Consider the following 21,139-nt stretch of genomic DNA (forward strand, 5'->3'; position numbering starts at 1 on the left):
TTAAAAGGATACGGCCATGAGGCTTAAGCTGCCGTACTGGTAGTCGCGGAACAAGACGCGTGGTGCCCTGCCGCGGTCGCCTGCGCCATAGGCGATCCAGTATGGCGCGAGGTGTTCGGGCGTCGGTACGGCCTGTTTGGCATAGGGCGCTTTTTCTTCATAATGGAATACATCCTCACTGCCGGCGGCTGACTCGCGCAGCAGCCAGTCATCAAAAGCGGCCGCCCAGCTTTCTGCCTCCGCATGCCCTTCCCAGCGGAGCGCCATTAAGTTGTGCACCGTTCCGCCGCTGCCGATGATCATCACTCCTTCGTCACGCAACGGGCGCAGCGCCTCGCCGAGCTGGAACAATTGTTTTGGCGTCCACCACGGCACGACTGACGCCTGCACGACCGGGATGTCCGCCTTTGGAAACAAGCGGCAAAGCAGCACCCATGAGCCGTGGTCAAGCCCGCGCGTTGGATCGGCGACCGCTTCCGCCACACCGGCGAGGCGTTCCCGCACGCGCTCCGCCCACTCGACTGACCCGTGCGCTGGATAAACGACTTCATACAGCTCGCGAGGAAATCCAGAAAAATCATAAATCATCTTATACGTTCCTTCCACTGCCGAAACTGTCGGCTTGCGCGTCATCCAATGCGCCGTAAAGATGATGACCGCCCTAGGGGAGAGCCCTTCTCCGAGCTTCGTCAGAAAGGATGTATAGGCATGGTCCTCGATCGCCAACATCGGCGACCCGTGAGCGAGAAACAAAGCAGGAGCTTTCATCGTCCATTCCTCCATAAAAAGGTAAAATTCAGTCATGGCGAGGCCGGCTGTTCGCTGGCCTTCTTATTTTTCCCTGTCGCCCCTTTGGACAGGTGTTGATGAGCACACCATGCGATGCCCGGATGGCTTGTGCCGGTTTTTCTTAGAAGGGGGTGAAAAACAGCGATGGCCCTTAGCTGACGTCGGACGACATGAAACAAGCAGCCGATGCCAAAAGGTTTCTTCACTTGAGAAACAACATGCGCCTGAAATCACCGGCCTTCTAGAACTTTTGACACTAGCCCATTCAGAAAAAGTTGTCAGCGCCCCGCCGTCACGCATGCCTGCGCCGATCACCTTATCTTCATTGTAGCATATCCACTCCCCTTCATCATCTCGAACGGAGAAGCTTCCCTTTTCGAAATGGGCAGAGTGTGAAAGGAAACGATGTTTTTCATCAACGGTCTTTTTTGCTGTTTTTGGAGATGCCACCATCACAGGACGTATCCCGCCATCCCTCCCAATGCAAAGGAAGAAGCGTCCTGACAGCGGGGAACACCTGTCATCGGGCACAGCCATGGCGTATGGCTGTTTTGTGAGCAGGCGGCGCATAAAAACAAAAGTCAACATCTTCGTAGCTGTGCATAAGATGACCATGATCAATCATCGAAGAGGTGGAGCCATGTATACCGTTCCTTTTTTACCTTCCTATCCTTCTGTCTACCCATATGTGCATCCGTATCCGGTTTATGTTTATCCGCCCGTGCACGATCACGGCAGGCCGCCTTACGGTCTGGTTCCGTACAGAGAGAATATCAAGCTAAACGATTATGGGCCGGAGCCGTTTGTCATCTCGATCAGCGAGGCGGCGAAACAAAATGATGCGTACCGTATCGCTTTATGGACCGGACCACATTTGCAAGTGACATTAATGAGCTTGCATGTCGGGGAAGATATCGGATTAGAAATTCATCCTCATGTCGATCAATTTTTGCGCATTGAACAAGGGGAAGGAATCGTCCGAATGGGCAAGAGAAAAGAGGAATTAACGTTTGAGAAAAACGTACGTGCCGGTTCTGCGATCATGGTCCCAGCGGGAACATGGCATAATGTCATCAACACCGGAACGATCCCGCTCAAGCTCTATTCCATCTATGCGCCCCCGCAGCACCCGCGTGGTACTGTGCACCGAACAAAGGCCGATGCTCTCGCAGCTGAATAGAACATAAGCGGCTTGAGAAATGAGCGCCATATCTCAAGCCGTTTTTTGCATTTTCCAATTGTTCTCTCGCGGGTTGGAGAGGAGGGGGGTGGAAGGATGTTCGATAATTGGACGACGAATCCATGTGCTTTGTTCGAACGAGCGCGTGGGAAGCGTCGTTTGCATGTGACAAACAGCGATATTGATGCACCAAGCAACTTTTCTCCTAGTTGAAAAAGCTGCTTTTTAGTAGAATAGAAGAAAAATAGAAAAGAAGAAAAAATTGCGAGAAGGAGACATTTCCGATGTCATTGCGTGATCTTTTCCGCCAAGTGATGGCCATTTACGAGGAAGAAAAACGTGAAAAATTGTCCAAAGAGCGGCGGGCGTTTCAACTTGTGACCAAGGCGATTCCGGAAAAGATAAAAACGCTTTCGTTTGTTGAGCCCGACCGATATATCGTCAAAGGCTCAGTCGGCCAGGGAGTGTGGACCGATGTGCCATGGGTGGCGGTGATGGATCAGAAAGTAACGGATTCGACGCAACGCGGCTATTATCTCGTCTACTTGTTCAGTGAGGATATGCGCCGGCTCTATTTGACGCTCGCCCAAGGAGTGACAGAAACGCCAAGAGACGAAATGGAACGGGTGAACAAAGAGATCCGTCAGCGCATTCCTGCTAGAGGGCGTGTGCAAACCGATAGCGCCATCCGTCTTGGTCAAAGCAAACGGGCGAAAGAATACGAACGGTCGGTGGCGGCGTATATGGCCTATTCGTTTGACAACCTGCCGCCCGATGAACAACTTGTGAACGACTTGGAAACGATGATGGACTATTATCGACAATATGTGGAAACGGAAAGGATGAGATCGATCGAGCCATCGCTCTCTGATCGGGCAGTTGTCGAGCATATTCATTCCTACATAACGGCTAAAGGGTTTTACTATACGCAAGAAGAAGTGATGAATCTCATTTTATCGCTAAAAACAAAACCGTTTGTCATTTTGTGCGGCATTTCCGGAACTGGAAAAACGAAAATCGCCCAATGGCTGGCTGAAAGCGTTGGCGCGACGGAAGACAACGGGCGGTTCACCTTAATTCCCGTCCGTCCAGACTGGAACGATGGCTCTGACTTGCTTGGCTATGTCGACATTAAGGGTGATTTCAAGCCCGGGCCGCTCACCAATGTCATCACCGAAGCCGAGAACCATCCGGACAAGCCATATTTCGTTGTGCTCGATGAAATGAACCTCGCCCGTGTCGAACATTATTTCAGCGACGTCTTAAGCGTGATGGAAAGCCGCCGTTGGGAAAATGGGCGCATCGTTTCATCGCGGCTGCTGCCGAAAGAAACGGCGGGGCGTGATCTCTTTCTCCCGTCAAACGTCTATATCATCGGCACCGTCAACATGGACGAAACAACCCACCCCTTCAGCAAAAAAGTGCTCGATCGGGCGAATACGATCGAGTTCAATCGCGTCCGGCTCGACCATCTTGACTTTTTGCGCAGCTTGCCAACCGTCGCGCCGTTGTCGGTCGGACAAGAATGGTTTGCGGCCCGGTATTTGCATTTAAAAGATGTGTATGCAGGCCACCCGGCGCTTGTGGAGACTGTAACGAAAAAACTCGTTGACATCAACCGCATCCTCGAGCCGCTCGGTGCGCACATCGGCTACCGCGTCCGCGATGAAATTTGCTTCTACCTGGCCTATAACGAAGAAGGACAGTTTATGGAGTTTCAACAAGCATTTGACTATTGCTTAATGCAAAAAATTTTGCCGCGCCTCTCGGGAAGCGACGGACGCATAGAGCGGGCGCTCAAGGAACTGTTCGTCCTTTGCGCCGGTTTTGAACCGGACGGGGAATACGATCGCATGCTTGACCTTTCTTACGCCGATTATCCAAAAAGTGCGGAGAAAATTTGGCAAATGCTGCGGAGGTTGGAGGACGATGGCTTCACTTCGTTCTGGCTCGGGGCGTGACGACCGCGAGCTCGTCCATATCGAAACGAAAGAGCTCACCCTCGTAATCAAAGGAAAGCCGTACCATGAGCAATACGAAGGGCTTAAGCAGTATCGCCGCCTTGACTTCCACGAACCGATGGAGTTTTTCGTGAGCGGTGAAGATGTGCTTGATGTCAAACTGTTTGACGTTGACGCCGGGGCGCTCGTAGACTGGGTGGGCGGCCACCGCCCGATTTTCTTTGAAAACGGTGTCTATCAGCTGCTCGTCGTTCCGAAAACCGACCGACTTCTCTCGTTTGACCACGAATCGCCGGCGCTGAGAAACGCCATCAGCCTTGTTGACATCGGCGGTCAACACGTATTGATGGGCAACCTTCACTTCCCGAACGAAGTCGGGTTGTCGACCTTTGAAATCCGCGATGGGGATCGTGTTGTATTGGACGTGACGATCGAAGTGTTTCCAACGAAGCTGACGTATAAACGAGACTATCAAAGCCTTCTTGACGAAGTGAGCGAAGAAATATATAACCTCGCTTTTCATTTCATAAAACGTACGTATCAACGGGCGAAGGCGAAGCGTGACGGCACGCCGTCAAGAAGCGAATTTTTCCGCCTCATGGACACACATATCGGCGATTTTTTGCGCGCTATTCGGCACATCGAGCGGCAGCCGCATCATCAACTGTCCACCATCCATGTGAAAGTGCGCGGCGACCAGCTCGGTCGGTTGGATGCAGCGGGAAGAAACGATTTGCGCAAACGTCCGCATTTGTTCCGTGATGTCAAGCACGGCATCAGCATCGGAGCGCGTTCCGTCATGCCGACATTCGGGCTCAAGGCGAAAAAAGAACTGACGTACGACACGCTTGAGAACCGGTTTGTCAAATGGATGATGACGCGCCTTGGCGAGAAGCTGCGCGATTTGCTTGAACGCGTCGAGGAGAAACAAAAGCGGTATGAAACCGAGCCAGACCCCGAGTTGCTTCAGCGGATTGCAGCGATGATCGACGCGCTCGAAGCCCATCTCCGTCACGTTTTTTGGCGGTCGATCGGGCGGCTTGACCGTTCAGTGACAAGCCTCGTCTTGCAAATGGCGCCAGGATATCGCGATGCTTACCAGCTGTTTCTCCTTGTCACTCGCGGCCTCGCCTTGCAAGGGAAGCTGTATCAAATGTCGGTCAAAGATGTCGCCACGCTCTACGAATATTGGACGTTTCTGAAGCTCGGGCAGCTGCTCGGCAAAAAATACAAGCTCATCAGCCAAAATGTCGTCCAAGTCAACCGCGCCGGACTGTTCGTCAATCTTGAAAGAAACCGTTCGGCCAAACGGGTGTACGAACATCCGCACACCGGCGAAAAAATCGTCCTGACCTACCAGCCGTATGAAGGCAGGCTGCCGACGGTTCCGCAGCTTCCCGACACGGTGCTTGCCATTGAAAAAAAGGGGAAAGACTATACGTTCAACTACATTTTCGACGCCAAATACCGTCTTGACTTCGCCGTCGAAGGAAGCCATTACGAAAAGCGGTACGGAATGCCGGGCCCGATGGAAGATGACATCAATACGATGCACCGCTACCGCGATTCGCTTGTCGCCCGCCGCAGCGGCCCGTACGAGCGCACCACCTTTGGCGCCTATGTGCTGTTCCCGTGGCATGACGAAGACAGCTATCAAGAGCACCCACTGTACAAAAGTATTAATGACGTCAACATCGGCGGCTTGCCGTTTTTGCCGAACGCTACCCGCTTGGTTGAACAATTCATCGAGCGGTTGATTGAAAAAAGCCCCGAGGAACTGCAAAACGAAGGCATTTTGCCGCAAGGGATCATCGAAGAATGGCGGTCGGCGTTCGATGAATGCGTGCTTGTCGGCATGGTGCCAAGCGCCGAGCACTACCATGCTTACTTGAAGCATCGCTTTTACCACATCCCTGTGAAACGGCTGAAAAAAGGCTGGCAAGACGCCCGTTACATCGCCTTGTATCCGAAACGGGGAGCCGCGCTGGAAAACGGGGTCACATGTCTCGGCAAAATCGCCGCTGTGAACATTGTTAAACGGTCGGACATTACCGAACTGCCGAAACGAAGCGACGAAGAATACGTTCGCTTCGAAGTCGACCATTGGCAGTTTCTTAGTGATGTCATCCGTCCGGTCGGTTATGGCATCGCCGTTTACGCGATGACGACGCTTCATACCATCAAGCAAGCAAAAGAACTGCCCGAGCTATTCATGAAATCAAGCGAGGAAATTGCCCTTTGGCGCTTGCTGCGGCGACTGTCCGACCGCGTCCGCTTCGACCTTGACGCCCGCTACTTGGACCAGGCATCAAAAATCACGGCATACCGGGTCAAAAACTTGCTCATCCGCCTTGAAAACGGCCTGCTCACCATCACGAGCGGCGCGAAGCGAAAAACGATCGCTGCTGAACTGCTCCGTCAACAGCCATCGGCCGTGTTTCGCGAAGTGGTAGGGATGATGGGGGATAGAGGGGAGACGTAAGGGTGCAGGAGAGGCGAAACGGATGTTTTGCTGTTTTGGGTGAGAGAAAGCCTATTTTCAACAAGTGGGTTTCTTGCACGACAAATTTCGACACCATCTGGTCAATCTTTTTAGTAAAATAGAATCATGTTTCACCAAAAAAGATAAGGAGCATCGGGCTGTAATGAAACTGAAAGGAATTATTGACAATAGGCGGAACGGTTTAGTGGGCGATGTTTTAAAAACACATATGTCCAAAGGCAGCAAACTGTCGATTGCGGCTGCGCATTTTACTTTATATGCGTTTGTCGAGCTAAAAAAAGAGCTGTCACAACTCGATGAATTCCGTTTTATTTTCACAGAGCCTGCCTTCGTGCGCGGAAACGGATTGTTAAAAGGGCTAATAGAGAAAAACGAAACGACCCTGTATGGAGTGGAAGAAGAGAGAAAATATAAAGTAGAGTTAAACCAGGCATACATAGCTAAAGAATTAGCGAAGTGGCTAAAGCGAAAAGCACAAATTAAATCCGTCACCAATCAGCGAATTCAAGGCGGTTTGTATCATGTCAGGAATAACGATGGAACGCAAATCGGCTTAATTGGCGGTGCGCCGTTCTCCAGTCCTGGGCTAGGCTACAGCAATTCTTCCAACATTTATATTAACCATATTGTCGACGATGAGCATGCCAGCACCCAACTGCTCCGTCAGTTTGACGCCATATGGCAAGACGAGCAGGCATTGCAAGATGTGAAGGACGAAATATTGCGTCGCTTGGAAGTGATGTATAAAGAAAACTCACCGGAGTTCATTTACTTCGTGACGCTCTACCATTTATTTAAAGGCTTCTTGCAAGATGCGAAAAACTACGAATCGCTGCAAACAAGAACGGGATTTGAAAATACGGTCATTTGGAACAAACTTTACGATTTTCAGCGCGATGGGGTCGTCGGCGCTATCAATAAAATCGAAACGTACGGGGGATGCATTATCGCCGACAGCGTCGGGCTCGGAAAAACGTTTGAGGCGTTAGCGGTCATTAAATATTACGAACTGCGCAATCATCGCGTTCTTGTGCTGGCGCCAAAAAAACTAAGGGAAAACTGGGCGATTTACCGTTTAAACGATAAGCGCAACATTTTGGCGGAAGACCGCTTTTCCTATGACTTGCTCAACCATACCGATTTATCGCGCGAGCGCGGATATAGCGGCGATATTAACTTGGAACATGTGAACTGGGGAAATTATGATTTAGTTGTGATCGACGAGTCGCATAACTTTCGCAACAACGATCCGCGCAATGACCGGGTGACGAGATATTCCCGTTTGCTGAACGATATCATTAAAGCAGGGGTGAAAACAAAAGTATTAATGCTCTCCGCCACCCCTGTCAATAACAAGCTCGACGACTTAAAGAACCAGATTGCCTTCATTACAGAAGGAAATGATAAAGCCTTGGCGGAGACAGCGAACATCAAAAGCATCAGCCAGACGATCCGCCGCGCGCAGTCGCAGTTCAACAAATGGAGCAGTCTTCCTGAAGAAGAGCGGACCACTGAGCGGTTGTTAGATATGCTAAACTGGGATTATTTTACTTTACTTGACTCATTAACCATTGCCCGTTCGCGCCGCCACATCGAAAAATATTACAATGTCAACGCGATCGGCTCGTTTCCGACTCGCCTGAAGCCGATCAATATGAAAGAAACGATTGACGCCAACGATGAATTTCCGCCGCTCGAAAAAATCAATAATGACATATTGCGGTTGCGATTGGCCGTTTATTCGCCGATGCAGTATATTCTGCCACATAAAAAAGCCGTTTATAGCGAAAAGTACGATACGAAAGTGGCAAACGGTAGGATTTTTAAACAAACGGACCGAGAAAATAACCTTGTCTATTTAATGAAATCCAACTTGTTGAAGCGACTGGAAAGCAGCATTCATTCCTTTTCTTTAACATTGGAACTGTAGATGAGCAAATTCGCTAACATAAATTGACAACTAAACAAAAAAGGAGACATGAACCCAGCCCCTTGAGTAAAATAGATGTGCTCAAACCCATTCACACAAGGAGGTTCATGTCTCATGAATAGATTAGCAAACCATCAAGGAATCCACAAGTTTTTCATGACGCTGGGATTGGCGCTTTATTTCTCGAAGCCGGTCATCAAGCATCTCGTTCATCTTGTCGACGCCTTGACGACCAAGGGATTTTCGGGGACATTGACGGATGTCCGGTACTGGAGTTTTCACCCGAATCATCGAACCACGCTCAGCCATTTTTTCACGAAAAGCCCTTGGAACGAGGAAAACCTGCTTGAGAAGCTTCAAGAATGGATCCTTCGCCAGATCGAACGCCTGGCCAAACGGACGAATCAACCCCTGTTCCTTTCGATTGATGATACCATTTGCCAAAAAACAAAGCCTTCGTCACGGGCCGCCCACGCCATTCAAGGGTGTGACTGGCATTTCTCTCACAGCGATCATCAATGGGTCTGGGGGCATTCGCTTGTTTGGCTGATGGTGCACACCTTCACGCAAGCGTTTCTGTGAAAATGCCGAACTGGCGCGGGATTTTCATCCCCGGGTGGAGGGCAGATCGCGCTGCCCATGGAACTTTTCCGTTCGCCTTTCGTCTGTATGACAAGACATCGGGAAGAAGCAAAATCGACCTAGCGATCGAGATGCTTTCCTCGCTCAAGGGGAAGCGGGCTCAGCCGGTGTATGTGCTTATGGATTCGTGGTATCCGTCCCAACCGCTCATCGAAACCTGCCTGAAACAAGGATTCCATGTCATCGCCATGCTCAAGACGAACCGGATTCTTTACCCGAAAGGCATCGCCATTCAAGCGAAGGAGTTTGCCCGCTATATCGAGCCCAACGACACCCGCCTCGTCACGGTGGGGAGCGAGCGCTATCGTGTCTACCGCTACGAAGGCGCGCTCAACGGTCTTGATGACGCGGTGGTGCTGCTGGCTTGGAAGGCGGATCAACCGATGACGCCGGATCATCTCCATGTCGTCTTGAGCACCGACCGGGAGCTGAGTGACGAAGACATCTTGCGTTACGATGCCCAGCGCTGGACGATCGAATGCGTTTTCCGGCAGGCAAAAGACCAGCTGAAGCTCGATGGGTACCGTGTTCGCCACGTTCGGGCGGTGAAACGGTATTGGGTCGTGGTGCTGTTCGCCTGTGTATACAGCATCGCGGAATCTCAACAAGACCTCTCTTCCGGCCTGGAGCTTCTTCGGTCTCGGAAAGGGCACAGCGTCGTCGAGTTCATCTATGACGCCGCAAAGCAAGATATTCCCATTGATGTGATCAAAAAACAGCTCCATGTCGCCTAAGGGGTCCCCTGTTTGTCTCTTAGGGAATGGAAATTACTGTAATGAAAAATGCTCATCTACAGATTGGAAAACATCATTCATCAGATCGATTCGCACATTCAAAAAATCGATCATTATGACCCGAAAAACGAAACGGTCGGAGAGATTAACGATATCGATATGGAAGATCCTGACTTGGAAGACGCGTTAATCGGCTCGAAAGTGAAAATTTTCATCAAAGATATGGACCTAATCCGCTGGAAGCAAGACTTATTATATGACCGCGAAATTTTGACGAAGCTGCTTGCCCAAGCGCGAAAAGTAACACCGGAGCGCGATCAAAAACTATTGGCCTTGAAAAAAGTCATTCAAAACAAAATCGAGAACCCCATTAACAGCCAAAACAAGAAATTGCTGATTTTTACCGCGTTTGCGGATACGGCGAACTATTTATATGAAAACTTGCATGAATGGATTTATCGCCATTTTGGCCTGCACTCCGCTGTTGTTACAGGTTCAGATCATCCGAAAACGACATTAAAAATGAAAAAAGTCGACTTTAATAATGTCTTAGTGAACTTTTCACCTATTTCGAAAGAACGGGCAAAAGTAATGCCCGAGATGAAAGAGGAAATTGACATACTGATCGCTACCGACTGTATTTCCGAAGGGCAAAACTTGCAAGACTGCGATTATCTCGTTAACTATGATATCCATTGGAATCCGGTTCGCATTATCCAGCGTTTCGGTCGTATCGATCGGATTGGCAGCAAAAACGAGCGCATTCAACTCGTTACCTTTTGGCCGTCGATGGAACTCGATGAATATATTAATCTCGTCAACAGGGTAAAAGACCGAATGACCATTCTTGATATTTCTTCCACCGGAGAAGAAAACGTCATTGCCGACAACAGCAATGAAATGAAAGATTTGGAATACCGTCGCAAACAGCTCGAGAAACTCCAAAACGAAGTCATTGATCTAGAGGACATTTCTGGGAACATTTCGCTAACCGATTTTACGCTAGATGACTTCCGCATGGATTTACTCAATTTCATGAAGGAACATAAAGAAGCGGTGGAAAAAGCGCCGCTAGGATTGTTTAGCGTGACCGTGAATCAAAACGAAAAACTAAAGGCCGAAATTCAACCCGGGGTTATTTTCTGTCTGAAACAAGTGAACAACGTCACATCATCAAACGAACAAAACGCGCTCCATCCGTATTACTTAGTGTACGTGCGGGAAGACGGCAAGGTGTTGTATAACCATGTCCACGTAAAAAAAATTTTGGACTTCTACCGTTCACTATGCAACGGAAAAAAAGAAGTGGAGTGGGAGTTATACGAAACGTTTTACCAAGAAACGAAGAACGGAAAAGATATGGGACAATATAAAGCGCTGTTGGAAAAAGCGGTGGAAGATATCGTTGGCAAATTTGATCAGCAAATCACGCTGAACATATTTAGCCTCGGCAACTTGGACAGCTTGGTGACGAACGCGAATACGAGTTTGCAAGATTTTGAAATCATCTCTTATCTTATCATTAAAGGGTGAGAGCGGTGGCTGGATTCACATTTTATGCTAGAATAGGGCTGGACGATCAAGTCCGCCCTTTACATAAGAAGTTGGATAAAAAAATGTTTTACGATTTCGCCGATTTAACAAAAAAGGAAAAAGACTATATTACGAAATACGTTGATCGGATTGAGCTAACGTATTTACTGACGCCGAGTGTGGTGAATATCCAGCCATTCATCAATGAGGAGTACCATTACGAAGGAGTTATGTTTATCACGATTCGATTAAGAAATGAAACAAAAGACGCTCACCTTTCTGTCATTGGAGAGATGATTCAAGGGGCGTTGCCAAACCCTGTCGTCATCGTATTTGAAAAAGAAGGAAACGTTCAGGTTGGTACGTGTTTAAAACGATTAAACAAAGTCGATCAAACACAAGTCGTTTTGGAGGAATTTGCGTATACGCCGTGGTTTGCATCCGACAGCGACGATGAAGCGGTTCAGCAATTTATCAATGCGGTTCATATCACAGCGTTATCTTTTTCTCACTTCTTCCGATTTTATCAAGATATTCATATCGCGGTACAGGCGTTTCAGCACGCGAAAGCGGTCGGCGCGTTTTACATCGCTACCGATGAAGAATCGCGTAAACTGATTGCCCAAATTGAACAGGCAGAAACCGAAATTGCGAAATGGAAAAACAAAATGAAAAAAGAAACGCAGTTTAACCGAAAAGTAGAGTACAACATGAACATTCAACAGCTAACAAAGCAAATCGAGCAGTGGAAACAACAACTGCACAGAAAGGAGTAGCACGATGGAAAAGCTGGATGGAAAATCGATGGATCTCGTTCAAATGAACATCGAAGCGCTAAAACAGTTATTTCCGGAAGTAGTCACCGAAGGAAAAATCGATTTTGAAAAACTAAAGCTCGTTCTCGGTGAAGAGATCGAAACACGCAATGAAAAATATGAGTTCACATGGCACGGCAAAACACAGGCGATGAAACTCGCGCAAACGCCGTCCACCGGCACGCTGCGGCCGGACAAAGCGTCGAGCAAAAATTGGGATACAACGGAAAACCTTTATATTGAAGGCGACAACCTCGAAGTATTGAAGCTGTTGCAAAAATCGTATTTCGGCAAGATTAAAATGATCTATATCGACCCGCCGTATAATACGGGGAAAGATTTTGTGTACAAAGACGATTTTCGGGACAACATTAAAAACTACAAAGAAATTACGCAACAAACGACAAAGGCGAATACGGAGACAAACGGGCGATATCATACGGATTGGTTGAATATGATGTATCCGAGGTTGAAATTGGCAAGGAATTTGTTGAGAGAGGATGGGGTTATTTTTATATCTATTGATGACACGGAAGCGGCAAATTTGAGAAAATTATGTGATGAGGTATTTGGTGAAACCAATTTTGTAACAACTTTTATTTGGCAAAGAGCTTATGCACCTGTTAATATGAACAAATTTGCTTCTCGTAATCATGATTTTATTCTATGTTATGCTAAGAAAATAGATTATTTATCACTTTACGGCTTATCAAGAAGTGAAGAAGCAAATAGTAGATATAAAAATCCAGACAATGACCCACGTGGTGTATGGAAGAGCGATAATTTATCAGCTGGACCTGTAGTAGAAAGTAAAGTATATCCAATTACTACCCCGAGTGGTAGAGTCGTTTATCCTCCTAAAGGATATTGTTGGAGGGTCACAAAGGAGCGCTTTGAAGAACTTGTGGCAGATAATAGAATTTGGTTTGGCGAAAATGGGAATAATGTTCCCAGCTTGAAACGCTTTTTAAGTGAAGTGAAATCTACTATTACTCCATTAACTGTATGGACATATCAAGAAGTATCACATTCACAAGATGCTAAAAAGGAATTAAAAGAATTATTCGATGATCAGTCAGTGATGGATTATCCCAAACCAGTAAAATTGATGAAGAGAATTTTAGAGCTATCTACAAGAGATCATGATATAGTATTAGACTTCTTCTCCGGCTCTGCTACCACCGCCCATGCCGTAATGCAGTTAAATGCAGAAGACGGCGGTAATCGCAAGTTTATTATGGTGCAGCTGCCTGAGAAGACAGATGAACAATCAGAGGCGTATAAAGCCGGTTATAAAAACATTTGTGAAATCGGAAAAGAACGCATCCGCCGCGCTGGTGAAAAGATTGTTGAGGAAACCGGAAAAACGGATTTGGATATCGGCTTTAAAGTGTTTAAGCTCGATTCTTCCAATATCAAAGAGTGGGATCCGGACTTTGATAACCTCGAGCAAACCCTTTTCGATTTGCAAGATAACATTAAAGAAGACCGTACGAAAGAAGATTTGTTGTATGAGATTTTGCTGAAAATCGGCCTGCCGCTCACTGTGCCGATTGCAGAAATTGATTATAACGGCAAAACGATTTACAATGTCGCCTATGGTTCTGTGTTGGTTTGCCTAGAAGACGAGATTGATCTTGATCTTGTTCACGAGATGTTAAACCATCGTTCCGAGCATATGTCGCCGAAAGTGATTTTTAAAGAGTCCGGTTTTATGAGCGACGCGGTGAAAACGAATGCCTTGCAAACGTTGAAAAAGCACGGCATTACGGATGTGAGGAGTGTATAACCGATGAAGCTGAAGTTTAATGCGGATCTGGACTACCAACGACGCGCGATTGAATCGGTGGTACATATTTTCAAAGGACAGGAACTAAGTCAGTCCAATTTCACCGTTTCGTACGGACCGGATGCCGGGATGATTCAGACGGACTTAGGGGTAGGAAATCGGCTTGACCTGACGCCTGAAGAAATTTTAAAAAACGTGCAGGACATTCAAATGAAAAACGGCTTGCCGCGCAGCGAAAAGTTGGACGGCATGCATTTTACCGTTGAAATGGAAACGGGGACGGGGAAGACATACGTCTATTTGCGGACGATTTACGAGTTGCATAAACATTACGGGTTTACCAAATTTGTCATCGTCGTTCCGTCCGTGGCGATTCGTGAAGGGGTATACAAGTCGCTGCAAATTACGCGGGACCATTTCAATGAACTGTATGACCATACGCCAGTAGAGTACTTTATTTACGATTCGCAAAAACTCGATCAAGTCCGTAATTTTGCGACAGCGACAACAATTCAAATTATGATCATTAATATCGACGCGTTCCGTAAAAGCTTTGAAGATCCGGAAAAAGAAGATAAAGCGAACGTCATCCACCGTCCGAACGATCGTTTAAACGGGTATCGCCCCATTGAATTTATTCAACAGACGAACCCGATTGTTATTATCGACGAACCGCAAAGCGTCGATACGACGCCGAAATCGAAAGAAGCGATCGCTTCGCTCCATCCGCTTTGCACGCTGCGCTATTCGGCGACGCATGTGGAAAAATATAATATGGTGTACCGCCTCGATGCGGTCGACGCGTATAATCAAAAACTCGTCAAAAAAATTGAAGTCATGTCTGTTCGCTCTGAGCCGTCGTTTAACGTACCGTATATCAAACTAATCGAGGTAAAGGAAGGGAAAGCGAAGATCGAACTGGACGTCGAATCGCGCGGAAAGGTGAAGCGGGCGACGAAAACGGTGAGATACGGAGATGATTTATACGATATTTCCGGGGAACGGGAATGGTATCGCGGTTATATTGTCGAGCAAATTGATTGGACGACAGGAAACGAAGCGATCGAAATTAACGGCTACCGCTTGCGAGTCGGGGAAGCGATCGGCGATTTGGATGACGATGCGATTAGGCGATATCAAATCCGCAAAACGATCGAAGAGCATTTAAATAAAGAATTGTGGCTCCGCCCCCGCGGGATTAAAGTGCTCAGCTTATTCTTTATCGACAAAGTTGCCCATTACCGCGATTATGGTAAAGACGGCAATCCAATTAAAGGAAAATATGCGTTGATGTTTGAGGAAGAATATAAGAATTTGATGCAAAAACCGAAATACCGCCCGCTCTGGGACGACCCAGGCATTGATCCGGACGTGGAAAAAGCGCACAACGGGTATTTCGCACAAGATAAAAAGGGCCGCCTGAGAGATACAAAGGGAAATACGGAAGCGGACACGGATGTGTACAACCTGATTATGAAAGACAAAGAACGGCTGCTCAGCCTCCATGAGCCGCTTCGCTTCATTTTCTCCCATTCGGCGCTTCGCGAAGGATGGGACAACCCGAACGTCTTTCAAATTTGCACGTTGAAAGACTCCGCGGGAACGTATGTATCAAGACGCCAAGAAATCGGGCGCGGATTGCGGCTGGCCGTCAATCAAAACGGGGAGCGGGTATATGACGATCATATCAACACGCTAACGGTCATGGCGACCGAATCGTACGAAGAGTTTGCGGCAACGCTGCAAAAAGAAATCGAAGAAGAAACGGGAATCAAATTCGGCAAAATCGAAAAACATCTATTTGCCAAACTCGTCTTTATCGATGAGAAGACGGAAGAGCCGGTGCAAATGGGGTATGATTTGTCAGTGAAGCTGTATGAGGAATTAAAGCAAAACGGCTATATTGACAACCAGGACAAAGTAACCGAAAAACTCAAACAAGCGATCGAAGATTATGATCTCCGTTTGAGCGACACATTCCAACCATGGCTGCCGGCGATCGTCAAAGAAATCAAGCCCCACTTGCAGGGATTGCCGATCAAAGACGCAACCAAAAAGCAAAGAGTGAAATTAAATATGTCGGTATTCAATCAGGAGGAATTCAGACAGTTATGGGATAAAATTAAATATAAAACGGTCTATTCCGTCGATTTTGATAGCGAACAATTGATTCAAAAGTGCATCGAAGGCATTCAAGCGATGCCGCGTATTGAGAAAATTCGTGTTTTAAGCCGAAAGGGAAAAATCGAAATCGACCGTGTGACAGGAGTACAGGCGCAAACAGTAAGCGAAAGCGTCGAAGATTACGTCAGCTTACACCATACGCTTCCAGACGTCATTACGGAGCTGCAAAACCGCACCAATTTAACAAGAAAAACCATTGTTCGTATTTTAACCGGGTGCAAGCGGCTCGATGATTTCAAAAACCATCCGCAAAAGTTTATTGAGGAAGTCGCCAATATCATCGAGCGGCAAATGAAGCAGCTGCTGAAAGACGGCGTGAAGTATCATAAAATTGGCGATGGTGTCTATTATGCGGTTGAGTTGTTCCAAAATGAGGAACTTCTCGCCTATCTGAATGATAATGCCATCCCAAGCCAAAAATCGCCGTTTGACCATATCATTTACGATTCCGATATAGAAGAGCGATTTGCTAGGCGCTTTGAAAACGACGAACACGTCAAAGTGTATGTGAAACTGCCGAGCTGGTTCAAAATCGATACCCCGATCGGTTCTTACAATCCGGATTGGGCGCTTGTCGTTGAAAAAGATGGGGAGGAAAAACTATACTTCGTCCTCGAGACAAAGGGGGAAGAATGGGAAGACGAGCTGCGTCCTAGCGAATCAGCAAAAATCGCGTTTGCCCGCAAGCACTTTCAGGCCATTGACACCGATATCGAGTTTATCGGACCAGAGAACGACGAGGAGCGGTTTATGTTGCGAGCTTTGAGCCGTTGAAAGTAGGAACAAAACAAAAAGATGCAACGGCTTCTGTTTATTGGTGAAAACGTGGATGGCCCGCGTAAATATTTGGCGAAATCGATGCAGTTATTACGGTTGTGCCAGTATAGTTGAATGTTGTGAAAGTGGGAGGGGAGCAAGGTGGCTGTCATTCGCAAAGCTGATTATTATTACGGGTCATTGCTTTCTGTGTTGGTCAACGGCGGGTTGGTTCCCGCGCTATTTGAAAAGGAAAACGACAACCGTCAAATTTATGAAGTAACAACGGATAAAGGCACATATCTCATTTATACGAAATACAATACGACTCCATCAGGTTCAAAAGATTTCACCTGGTCGTTTTCATTCAGCGACAATGAGATTAAGGAAATTAACAAACTTCATGCGGAAACCAACCAGGAGAAAGAGATTATTTTTGCTTTTATCTGCGCGCAGAGACAGTTGAACGATTCTAATCAAGTCATTGCGATTGTGCATTGGGATGAGTTTCTCGAATGTGTGGATATCCAAAAACAACAAACCCGGGGAACGTCGAGGCTCTCCATCAAAGCGGTAAAAGGATCTCCCAAGTTGCGCCTCTACGGCAGCAAACGTGCAGACGTATTGGATGGAAAAGATAATACAATCAAGATTGAAAGAAACCGATTGAACAGCTTATAGCCAAAACGTAGAGAATGGTGTGTAACGACCTAAACGGATGGTGCAGAACTCTATCATTCTATGTTTTGATGAATTGCAAAAAATGAACGGATCACAGGTGCAGGTTGTGAGCCGGCTGGTGAAAGCATGGTCGTCAATGGGCGCGGTTAGAAATGTGAAGCAAAACATTTACCGTTTTCCTGTTCAAAACAGCTTTGTTCTTTCGCTGTAAAATTGTCGGTCATGCGGTTTCCCGAAATGAGGAAGCTGCATGATCGACTCTATGGCTTGCCAAGCTGAGAGATACGGACAAGCGACTGAGTAAAGCCGGACAAAGAGAGCGATGGAAGAATAAAAGAGAGCTTGCCACCATAGCAAAAAACCGTTATAATACAGGCTGTACGTCTCATAGACAGTACGTTGGCAGCTAGATGCGGTCTCCCTGCCGTAAACGAGAGAACGGAGTCGCCGACGTTAAGCGCGCAACACGGCGTCAAAAGGGGAAACCGTGCTGCTTGTGCTCTCTGTAGGAGCGATGTTTCTTGACTTTCATTCACTCTCCCGCCGCAACGGCTTCAGGAGCCCGCCTATTTATCCGTCCAATGCCGAATGCAGAGCCAACACGGCCCCGTAGCTCAGTGGATAGAGCGTCGGTTTCCTAAACCGTGCGTCGGAGGTTCGAATCCTCTCGGGGCCGCCATCTACATACGATCGGCTCGGGTTGAAGTTACTGAAACCCTTGATATGACCGCGTTTGCGGTCATTTTTCATTTTTTGGGAATCCTGAAAAAAACGATAGAATCCGAACAAATTTTGCACGAATTTTGTGGGCATGAGAAGTGCGTTGCCCATATAAAAATGATTTTGGAAAGTAGGTGAATAAAATGATCATCACCAACAATTATACAGAAATCAACGATCATTTTGATTTCACGGATAGTATTATAACGGATATGAAATGGAACAATCCGTTAGATTTTTCTATCACGATCGACTATTATTGGGATACACAGGAAAACAGGGAAGAAAACAGAATAGTGGCGTTGCATTTTAAGGATTGCTTGGCTGTGGAGTACAAACTAAAAAAAGAGATACTAGAAATGGCAAGGGATGATATCCATTTTGATAGCTTGTTCACCATTATTCGCTTCGAAAATGTAGAGGCAAATTTAAATGGGTTTCACCATTTTCATATTTATACCTTTGATTATAAAGAGCCATTGCTAAAAATTATTTGTAAGCAGGTTCAGTTGGAGGAAGTATAGAGGGCTGGTGAAAAACGGTTGTTTCTTTTCAGCAATGGGGGGAGCGTTTGAAAGACGATCCTGATGCGACAAGGCTTTTCTATTTGAGAAACGAGGTGGGTAAGCGACCTGCTCCCTTAAAACACCGACCTCATAGGTCGGTGTTTGAAAACAACGGAAGAAGAAAAGAAGGCGGATCGCTCGGCCTTTTTTGCCCGGGATAGCAGCTGAAAATCATTTTGCATGGGATAAACGAGCGCGCCCATTCGTCCTCCTTTAGAGGGGACTTATCATAGCCCCGCCTGTTTGAGTATATTTTTGACTGTTTTGTTTGGTAATTTTTCCTTCCGATGAGGGCTGGCCACTCGTCCGGATGTACGGGGATGTGTAAACGGATGATGGCCGCCCTAAAAAATTTTTTGTTTTTTGCTCGAGATGGTGGCGAAATATTCAACGATTTTGTAAAATTGATGTAAAGGAAGTTCGTTGCTTTTTGTTGTTGAAACCGCTGTAAAGCAGGGGGTTGCTCATTATATTAATATATTTTCTTCTTGCTTGATCATAATGTTATACTATTTAGCTATTGTGTTATAATGATTTTGTAACCGCACCCAAAATGAACGGGTGTCAACGGAATTATTTCGAGCGAGCGCTCGATGTTCTTGACTATTCTACGGATAGGGATGGTAATGATGGGCAACAAACAAGCAAAAACCGATGTGATCTTAATCGGCGCTGGCATTATGAGTGCGACATTGGGGACGCTGTTGAAGGAATTGGCGCCGGAGTGGGAGATCACGGTGTTCGAAAGGTTGGAAGAAGCCGGTGTGGAAAGCTCGAATGAGTGGAACAACGCCGGGACGGGGCATGCGGCGCTTTGTGAACTGAACTATACGGTGGAGAAGCCGGACGGATCGATCGACATCAGCAAAGCCATTAAAATCAATGAACAGTTTTATGTTTCCTTGCAGTTTTGGGCTCATTTGGTGAACAGCGGAGTGCTTCACGATCCGAAAACGTTCATTCGCCCGCTGCCGCATATGAGCTTCGTGCAAGGCGCGGACAATGTGGCGTTTTTGAAAAAGCGGTATGAAACGATGGCGGCGAATCCGCTGTTTAAAGGCATGGAATTTTCCGATGACCCGAAAAAGCTGGCCGAATGGGTGCCGCTCATGATGGAAGATCGGACAGTGACGGAGCCGCTGGCGGCGACGCGAATCGAATCAGGGACGGATGTGAACTTTGGAGCGTTGACGCGCGAGCTGTTTGAACATTTAAAACGGAAAAACGTGGAGATTCATTACCGCCACCATGTGGAAGATATCAAACGGACAAGCGATGGTTTATGGGAGCTGAAAGTGCGGAATTTGGACAGCGGCGTTGTCGAACGGCATGCAGCGAAGTTCGTTTTCATCGGCGCCGGGGGAGGCAGCCTTCACTTGTTGCAAAAGTCCGGCATTCCGGAAGGAAAAGGCATTGGCGGCTTTCCGGTCAGCGGGCTGTTTATGGTGTGCAACAACCCGGAAGTGGTGGAAAAGCATCACGCGAAAGTGTACGGCAAAGCGAAAGTCGGCGCGCCGCCGATGTCGGTTCCGCATTTGGACACACGGTTTATCGACAATCAGAAGATGTTGCTGTTCGGGCCGTTTGCCGGTTTTTCGCCGAAGTTTTTGAAAAACGGCTCGATGCTCGACCTGTTTACTTCGGTCAAGCCGCATAACGTGTTGACGATGGTAGCGGCGGGCGTGAAAAATATGGCTTTGACGAGCTATTTGATCCAGCAAGTGCTGTTGTCCAAAGAACAGCGCATGCAAGAGCTGCGCGAATTTGTGCCGACCGCGCAAAGCGACGAGTGGGAGATCATCGTGGCCGGACAACGAGTACAGGTGATCAAAGACACGGAATCCGGCGGCAAAGGGACATTGCAGTTCGGCACCGAGGTCGTCCATGCGGCTGACGGTTCGATCGCGGCGTTGCTTGGCGCGTCGCCGGGCGCATCGACGGCGGTTCATGTCATGCTGGAAGTCATTGAAAAATGCTTCCCCGATCGGATGAGCGAGTGGGGGCGGAAAGTGAAGGAGATGATTCCTTCCTATGGCCAATCGCTGATGAACAATGAACCGCTGCTGCGGCAAGTGCAGGCGTCTGCCGCCGAAGCGCTCGGGCTGAACGGTCATTTTGCGCTCCAGCTTGCGTAAGCTTTCGGCTGGTCCGTCTGCCGGACCGATGGGAAGGGACGCAAAGGAGCGTTCGATTCGAGCGAAACATGGAGACGAAGCTGGCGTTGATCTGTCGTAGTGAAGGGGGCGTCTCATCGCGTTTGGGACACCCTTGTTTTCATCATGGCGAAGGAACGAGGCTGAAGGGAGGCGAACGGGGTGGGGATGCCAAATCGAATGGCCTCGTTTCGTCTCGTGAG

General features: G+C 47.6%; 12 protein-coding genes, 1 tRNA gene and 3 pseudogenes. 13 read left to right on the top strand and 3 right to left on the bottom strand.

Annotation, left to right across the window (positions count from 1 at the left end; translation table 11 throughout):
* The gene (locus GC56T2_RS06700) at nt 1–768 is read right to left on the bottom strand and encodes a DODA-type extradiol aromatic ring-opening family dioxygenase (protein WP_144973948.1); all 768 of its coding nucleotides are present in this window, start codon (nt 766–768) and stop codon (nt 1–3) included.
* Between the two features lie 63 nt (nt 769–831).
* Nucleotides 832–1,242 carry a hypothetical protein gene (locus tag GC56T2_RS06705; protein WP_144973950.1) on the bottom strand — a complete coding sequence of 137 codons (411 nt, stop codon included), beginning with the start codon at nt 1,240–1,242 and terminating at the stop codon, nt 832–834.
* 187 nt (nt 1,243–1,429) lie between these two features.
* On the opposite strand from GC56T2_RS06705, the gene GC56T2_RS06710 reads away from it, so the two are divergent.
* From GC56T2_RS06710 to GC56T2_RS06765, 12 genes and pseudogenes are all read left to right on the top strand, one after another.
* On the top strand, nt 1,430–1,969 hold the full coding sequence (locus GC56T2_RS06710) for a cupin domain-containing protein (protein ID WP_144977116.1): 540 nt from the start codon (nt 1,430–1,432) through the stop codon (nt 1,967–1,969).
* 284 nt (nt 1,970–2,253) lie between these two features.
* The gene (locus GC56T2_RS06715; RefSeq protein ID WP_144973952.1) at nt 2,254–3,930 is read left to right on the top strand and encodes an MrcB family domain-containing protein; all 1,677 of its coding nucleotides are present in this window, start codon (nt 2,254–2,256) and stop codon (nt 3,928–3,930) included.
* Nucleotides 3,899–6,412, top strand: coding sequence for a restriction endonuclease-like protein (locus tag GC56T2_RS06720; protein ID WP_144973954.1), 2,514 nt, complete (start codon nt 3,899–3,901; stop codon nt 6,410–6,412). Before GC56T2_RS06715 ends, GC56T2_RS06720 begins: the two co-directional genes overlap by 32 nt.
* 163 nt (nt 6,413–6,575) lie before the next feature.
* Nucleotides 6,576–8,357, top strand: a pseudogene (locus GC56T2_RS06725) (DEAD/DEAH box helicase family protein); the annotation flags it as partial.
* A gap of 120 nt (nt 8,358–8,477) precedes the next feature.
* Nucleotides 8,478–9,739: pseudogene (locus GC56T2_RS06730) on the top strand (transposase).
* Between the two features lie 48 nt (nt 9,740–9,787).
* Nucleotides 9,788–11,272 (top strand): C-terminal helicase domain-containing protein, encoded by a 1,485-nt coding sequence (locus tag GC56T2_RS06735; RefSeq protein WP_255516033.1) that lies wholly within the window; start codon nt 9,788–9,790, stop codon nt 11,270–11,272.
* 5 nt (nt 11,273–11,277) lie between these two features.
* Nucleotides 11,278–12,048 carry a DUF4391 domain-containing protein gene (locus tag GC56T2_RS06740; RefSeq protein ID WP_144973956.1) on the top strand — a complete coding sequence of 257 codons (771 nt, stop codon included), beginning with the start codon at nt 11,278–11,280 and terminating at the stop codon, nt 12,046–12,048.
* Nucleotides 12,049–12,052: 4 nt separating this feature from the next.
* Nucleotides 12,053–13,876, top strand: a complete 1,824-nt coding sequence (locus GC56T2_RS06745; RefSeq protein ID WP_144973958.1) for a site-specific DNA-methyltransferase — start codon at nt 12,053–12,055, stop codon at nt 13,874–13,876.
* Between the two features lie 3 nt (nt 13,877–13,879).
* On the top strand, nt 13,880–16,834 hold the full coding sequence (locus GC56T2_RS06750; protein ID WP_144973961.1) for a type III restriction-modification system endonuclease: 2,955 nt from the start codon (nt 13,880–13,882) through the stop codon (nt 16,832–16,834).
* A gap of 144 nt (nt 16,835–16,978) precedes the next feature.
* A complete protein-coding gene (locus GC56T2_RS06755; RefSeq protein ID WP_144973963.1) occupies nt 16,979–17,497 on the top strand; it encodes a hypothetical protein in 519 nt (172 codons plus the stop codon).
* Nucleotides 17,498–18,100: 603 nt separating this feature from the next.
* Nucleotides 18,101–18,176: transfer RNA gene (locus tag GC56T2_RS06760), tRNA-Arg, on the top strand.
* Between the two features lie 184 nt (nt 18,177–18,360).
* Nucleotides 18,361–18,741 carry a hypothetical protein gene (locus GC56T2_RS06765; protein WP_144973965.1) on the top strand — a complete coding sequence of 127 codons (381 nt, stop codon included), beginning with the start codon at nt 18,361–18,363 and terminating at the stop codon, nt 18,739–18,741.
* Nucleotides 18,742–19,010: 269 nt separating this feature from the next.
* On the opposite strand, the pseudogene GC56T2_RS06770 reads toward GC56T2_RS06765, so the two are convergent.
* A pseudogene (locus tag GC56T2_RS06770) lies at nt 19,011–19,115 on the bottom strand (type II toxin-antitoxin system HicA family toxin); the annotation flags it as partial.
* Between the two features lie 297 nt (nt 19,116–19,412).
* On the opposite strand from GC56T2_RS06770, the gene GC56T2_RS06775 reads away from it, so the two are divergent.
* Entirely contained in the window at nt 19,413–20,918 is a 1,506-nt protein-coding gene (locus GC56T2_RS06775; RefSeq protein ID WP_144973967.1) for a malate:quinone oxidoreductase, read from the top strand.
* Nucleotides 20,919–21,139: the final 221 nt, after the last annotated feature.

This window comes from Geobacillus sp. C56-T2 (genome assembly GCF_007829715.1).
Taxonomy (GTDB): Bacteria; Bacillota; Bacilli; order Bacillales; family Anoxybacillaceae; genus Geobacillus; species Geobacillus icigianus.

Excerpts from the sequence above, each read along its gene's own strand:
- GC56T2_RS06700 (WP_144973948.1), bottom strand. The coding sequence starts at position 768 with ATGAAAGCTCCTGCTTTGTTTCTCGCTCACGGGTCGCCGATGTTGGCG.
- GC56T2_RS06705 (WP_144973950.1), bottom strand. The coding sequence starts at position 1,242 with ATGGTGGCATCTCCAAAAACAGCAAAAAAGACCGTTGATGAAAAACAT.
- GC56T2_RS06710 (WP_144977116.1), top strand. The coding sequence starts at position 1,430 with ATGTATACCGTTCCTTTTTTACCTTCCTATCCTTCTGTCTACCCATAT.
- GC56T2_RS06715 (WP_144973952.1), top strand. The coding sequence starts at position 2,254 with ATGTCATTGCGTGATCTTTTCCGCCAAGTGATGGCCATTTACGAGGAA.
- GC56T2_RS06720 (WP_144973954.1), top strand. The coding sequence starts at position 3,899 with ATGGCTTCACTTCGTTCTGGCTCGGGGCGTGACGACCGCGAGCTCGTC.
- GC56T2_RS06735 (WP_255516033.1), top strand. The coding sequence starts at position 9,788 with ATGCTCATCTACAGATTGGAAAACATCATTCATCAGATCGATTCGCAC.
- GC56T2_RS06745 (WP_144973958.1), top strand. The coding sequence starts at position 12,053 with ATGGAAAAGCTGGATGGAAAATCGATGGATCTCGTTCAAATGAACATC.
- GC56T2_RS06750 (WP_144973961.1), top strand. The coding sequence starts at position 13,880 with ATGAAGCTGAAGTTTAATGCGGATCTGGACTACCAACGACGCGCGATT.
- GC56T2_RS06765 (WP_144973965.1), top strand. The coding sequence starts at position 18,361 with ATGATCATCACCAACAATTATACAGAAATCAACGATCATTTTGATTTC.
- GC56T2_RS06775 (WP_144973967.1), top strand. The coding sequence starts at position 19,413 with ATGGGCAACAAACAAGCAAAAACCGATGTGATCTTAATCGGCGCTGGC.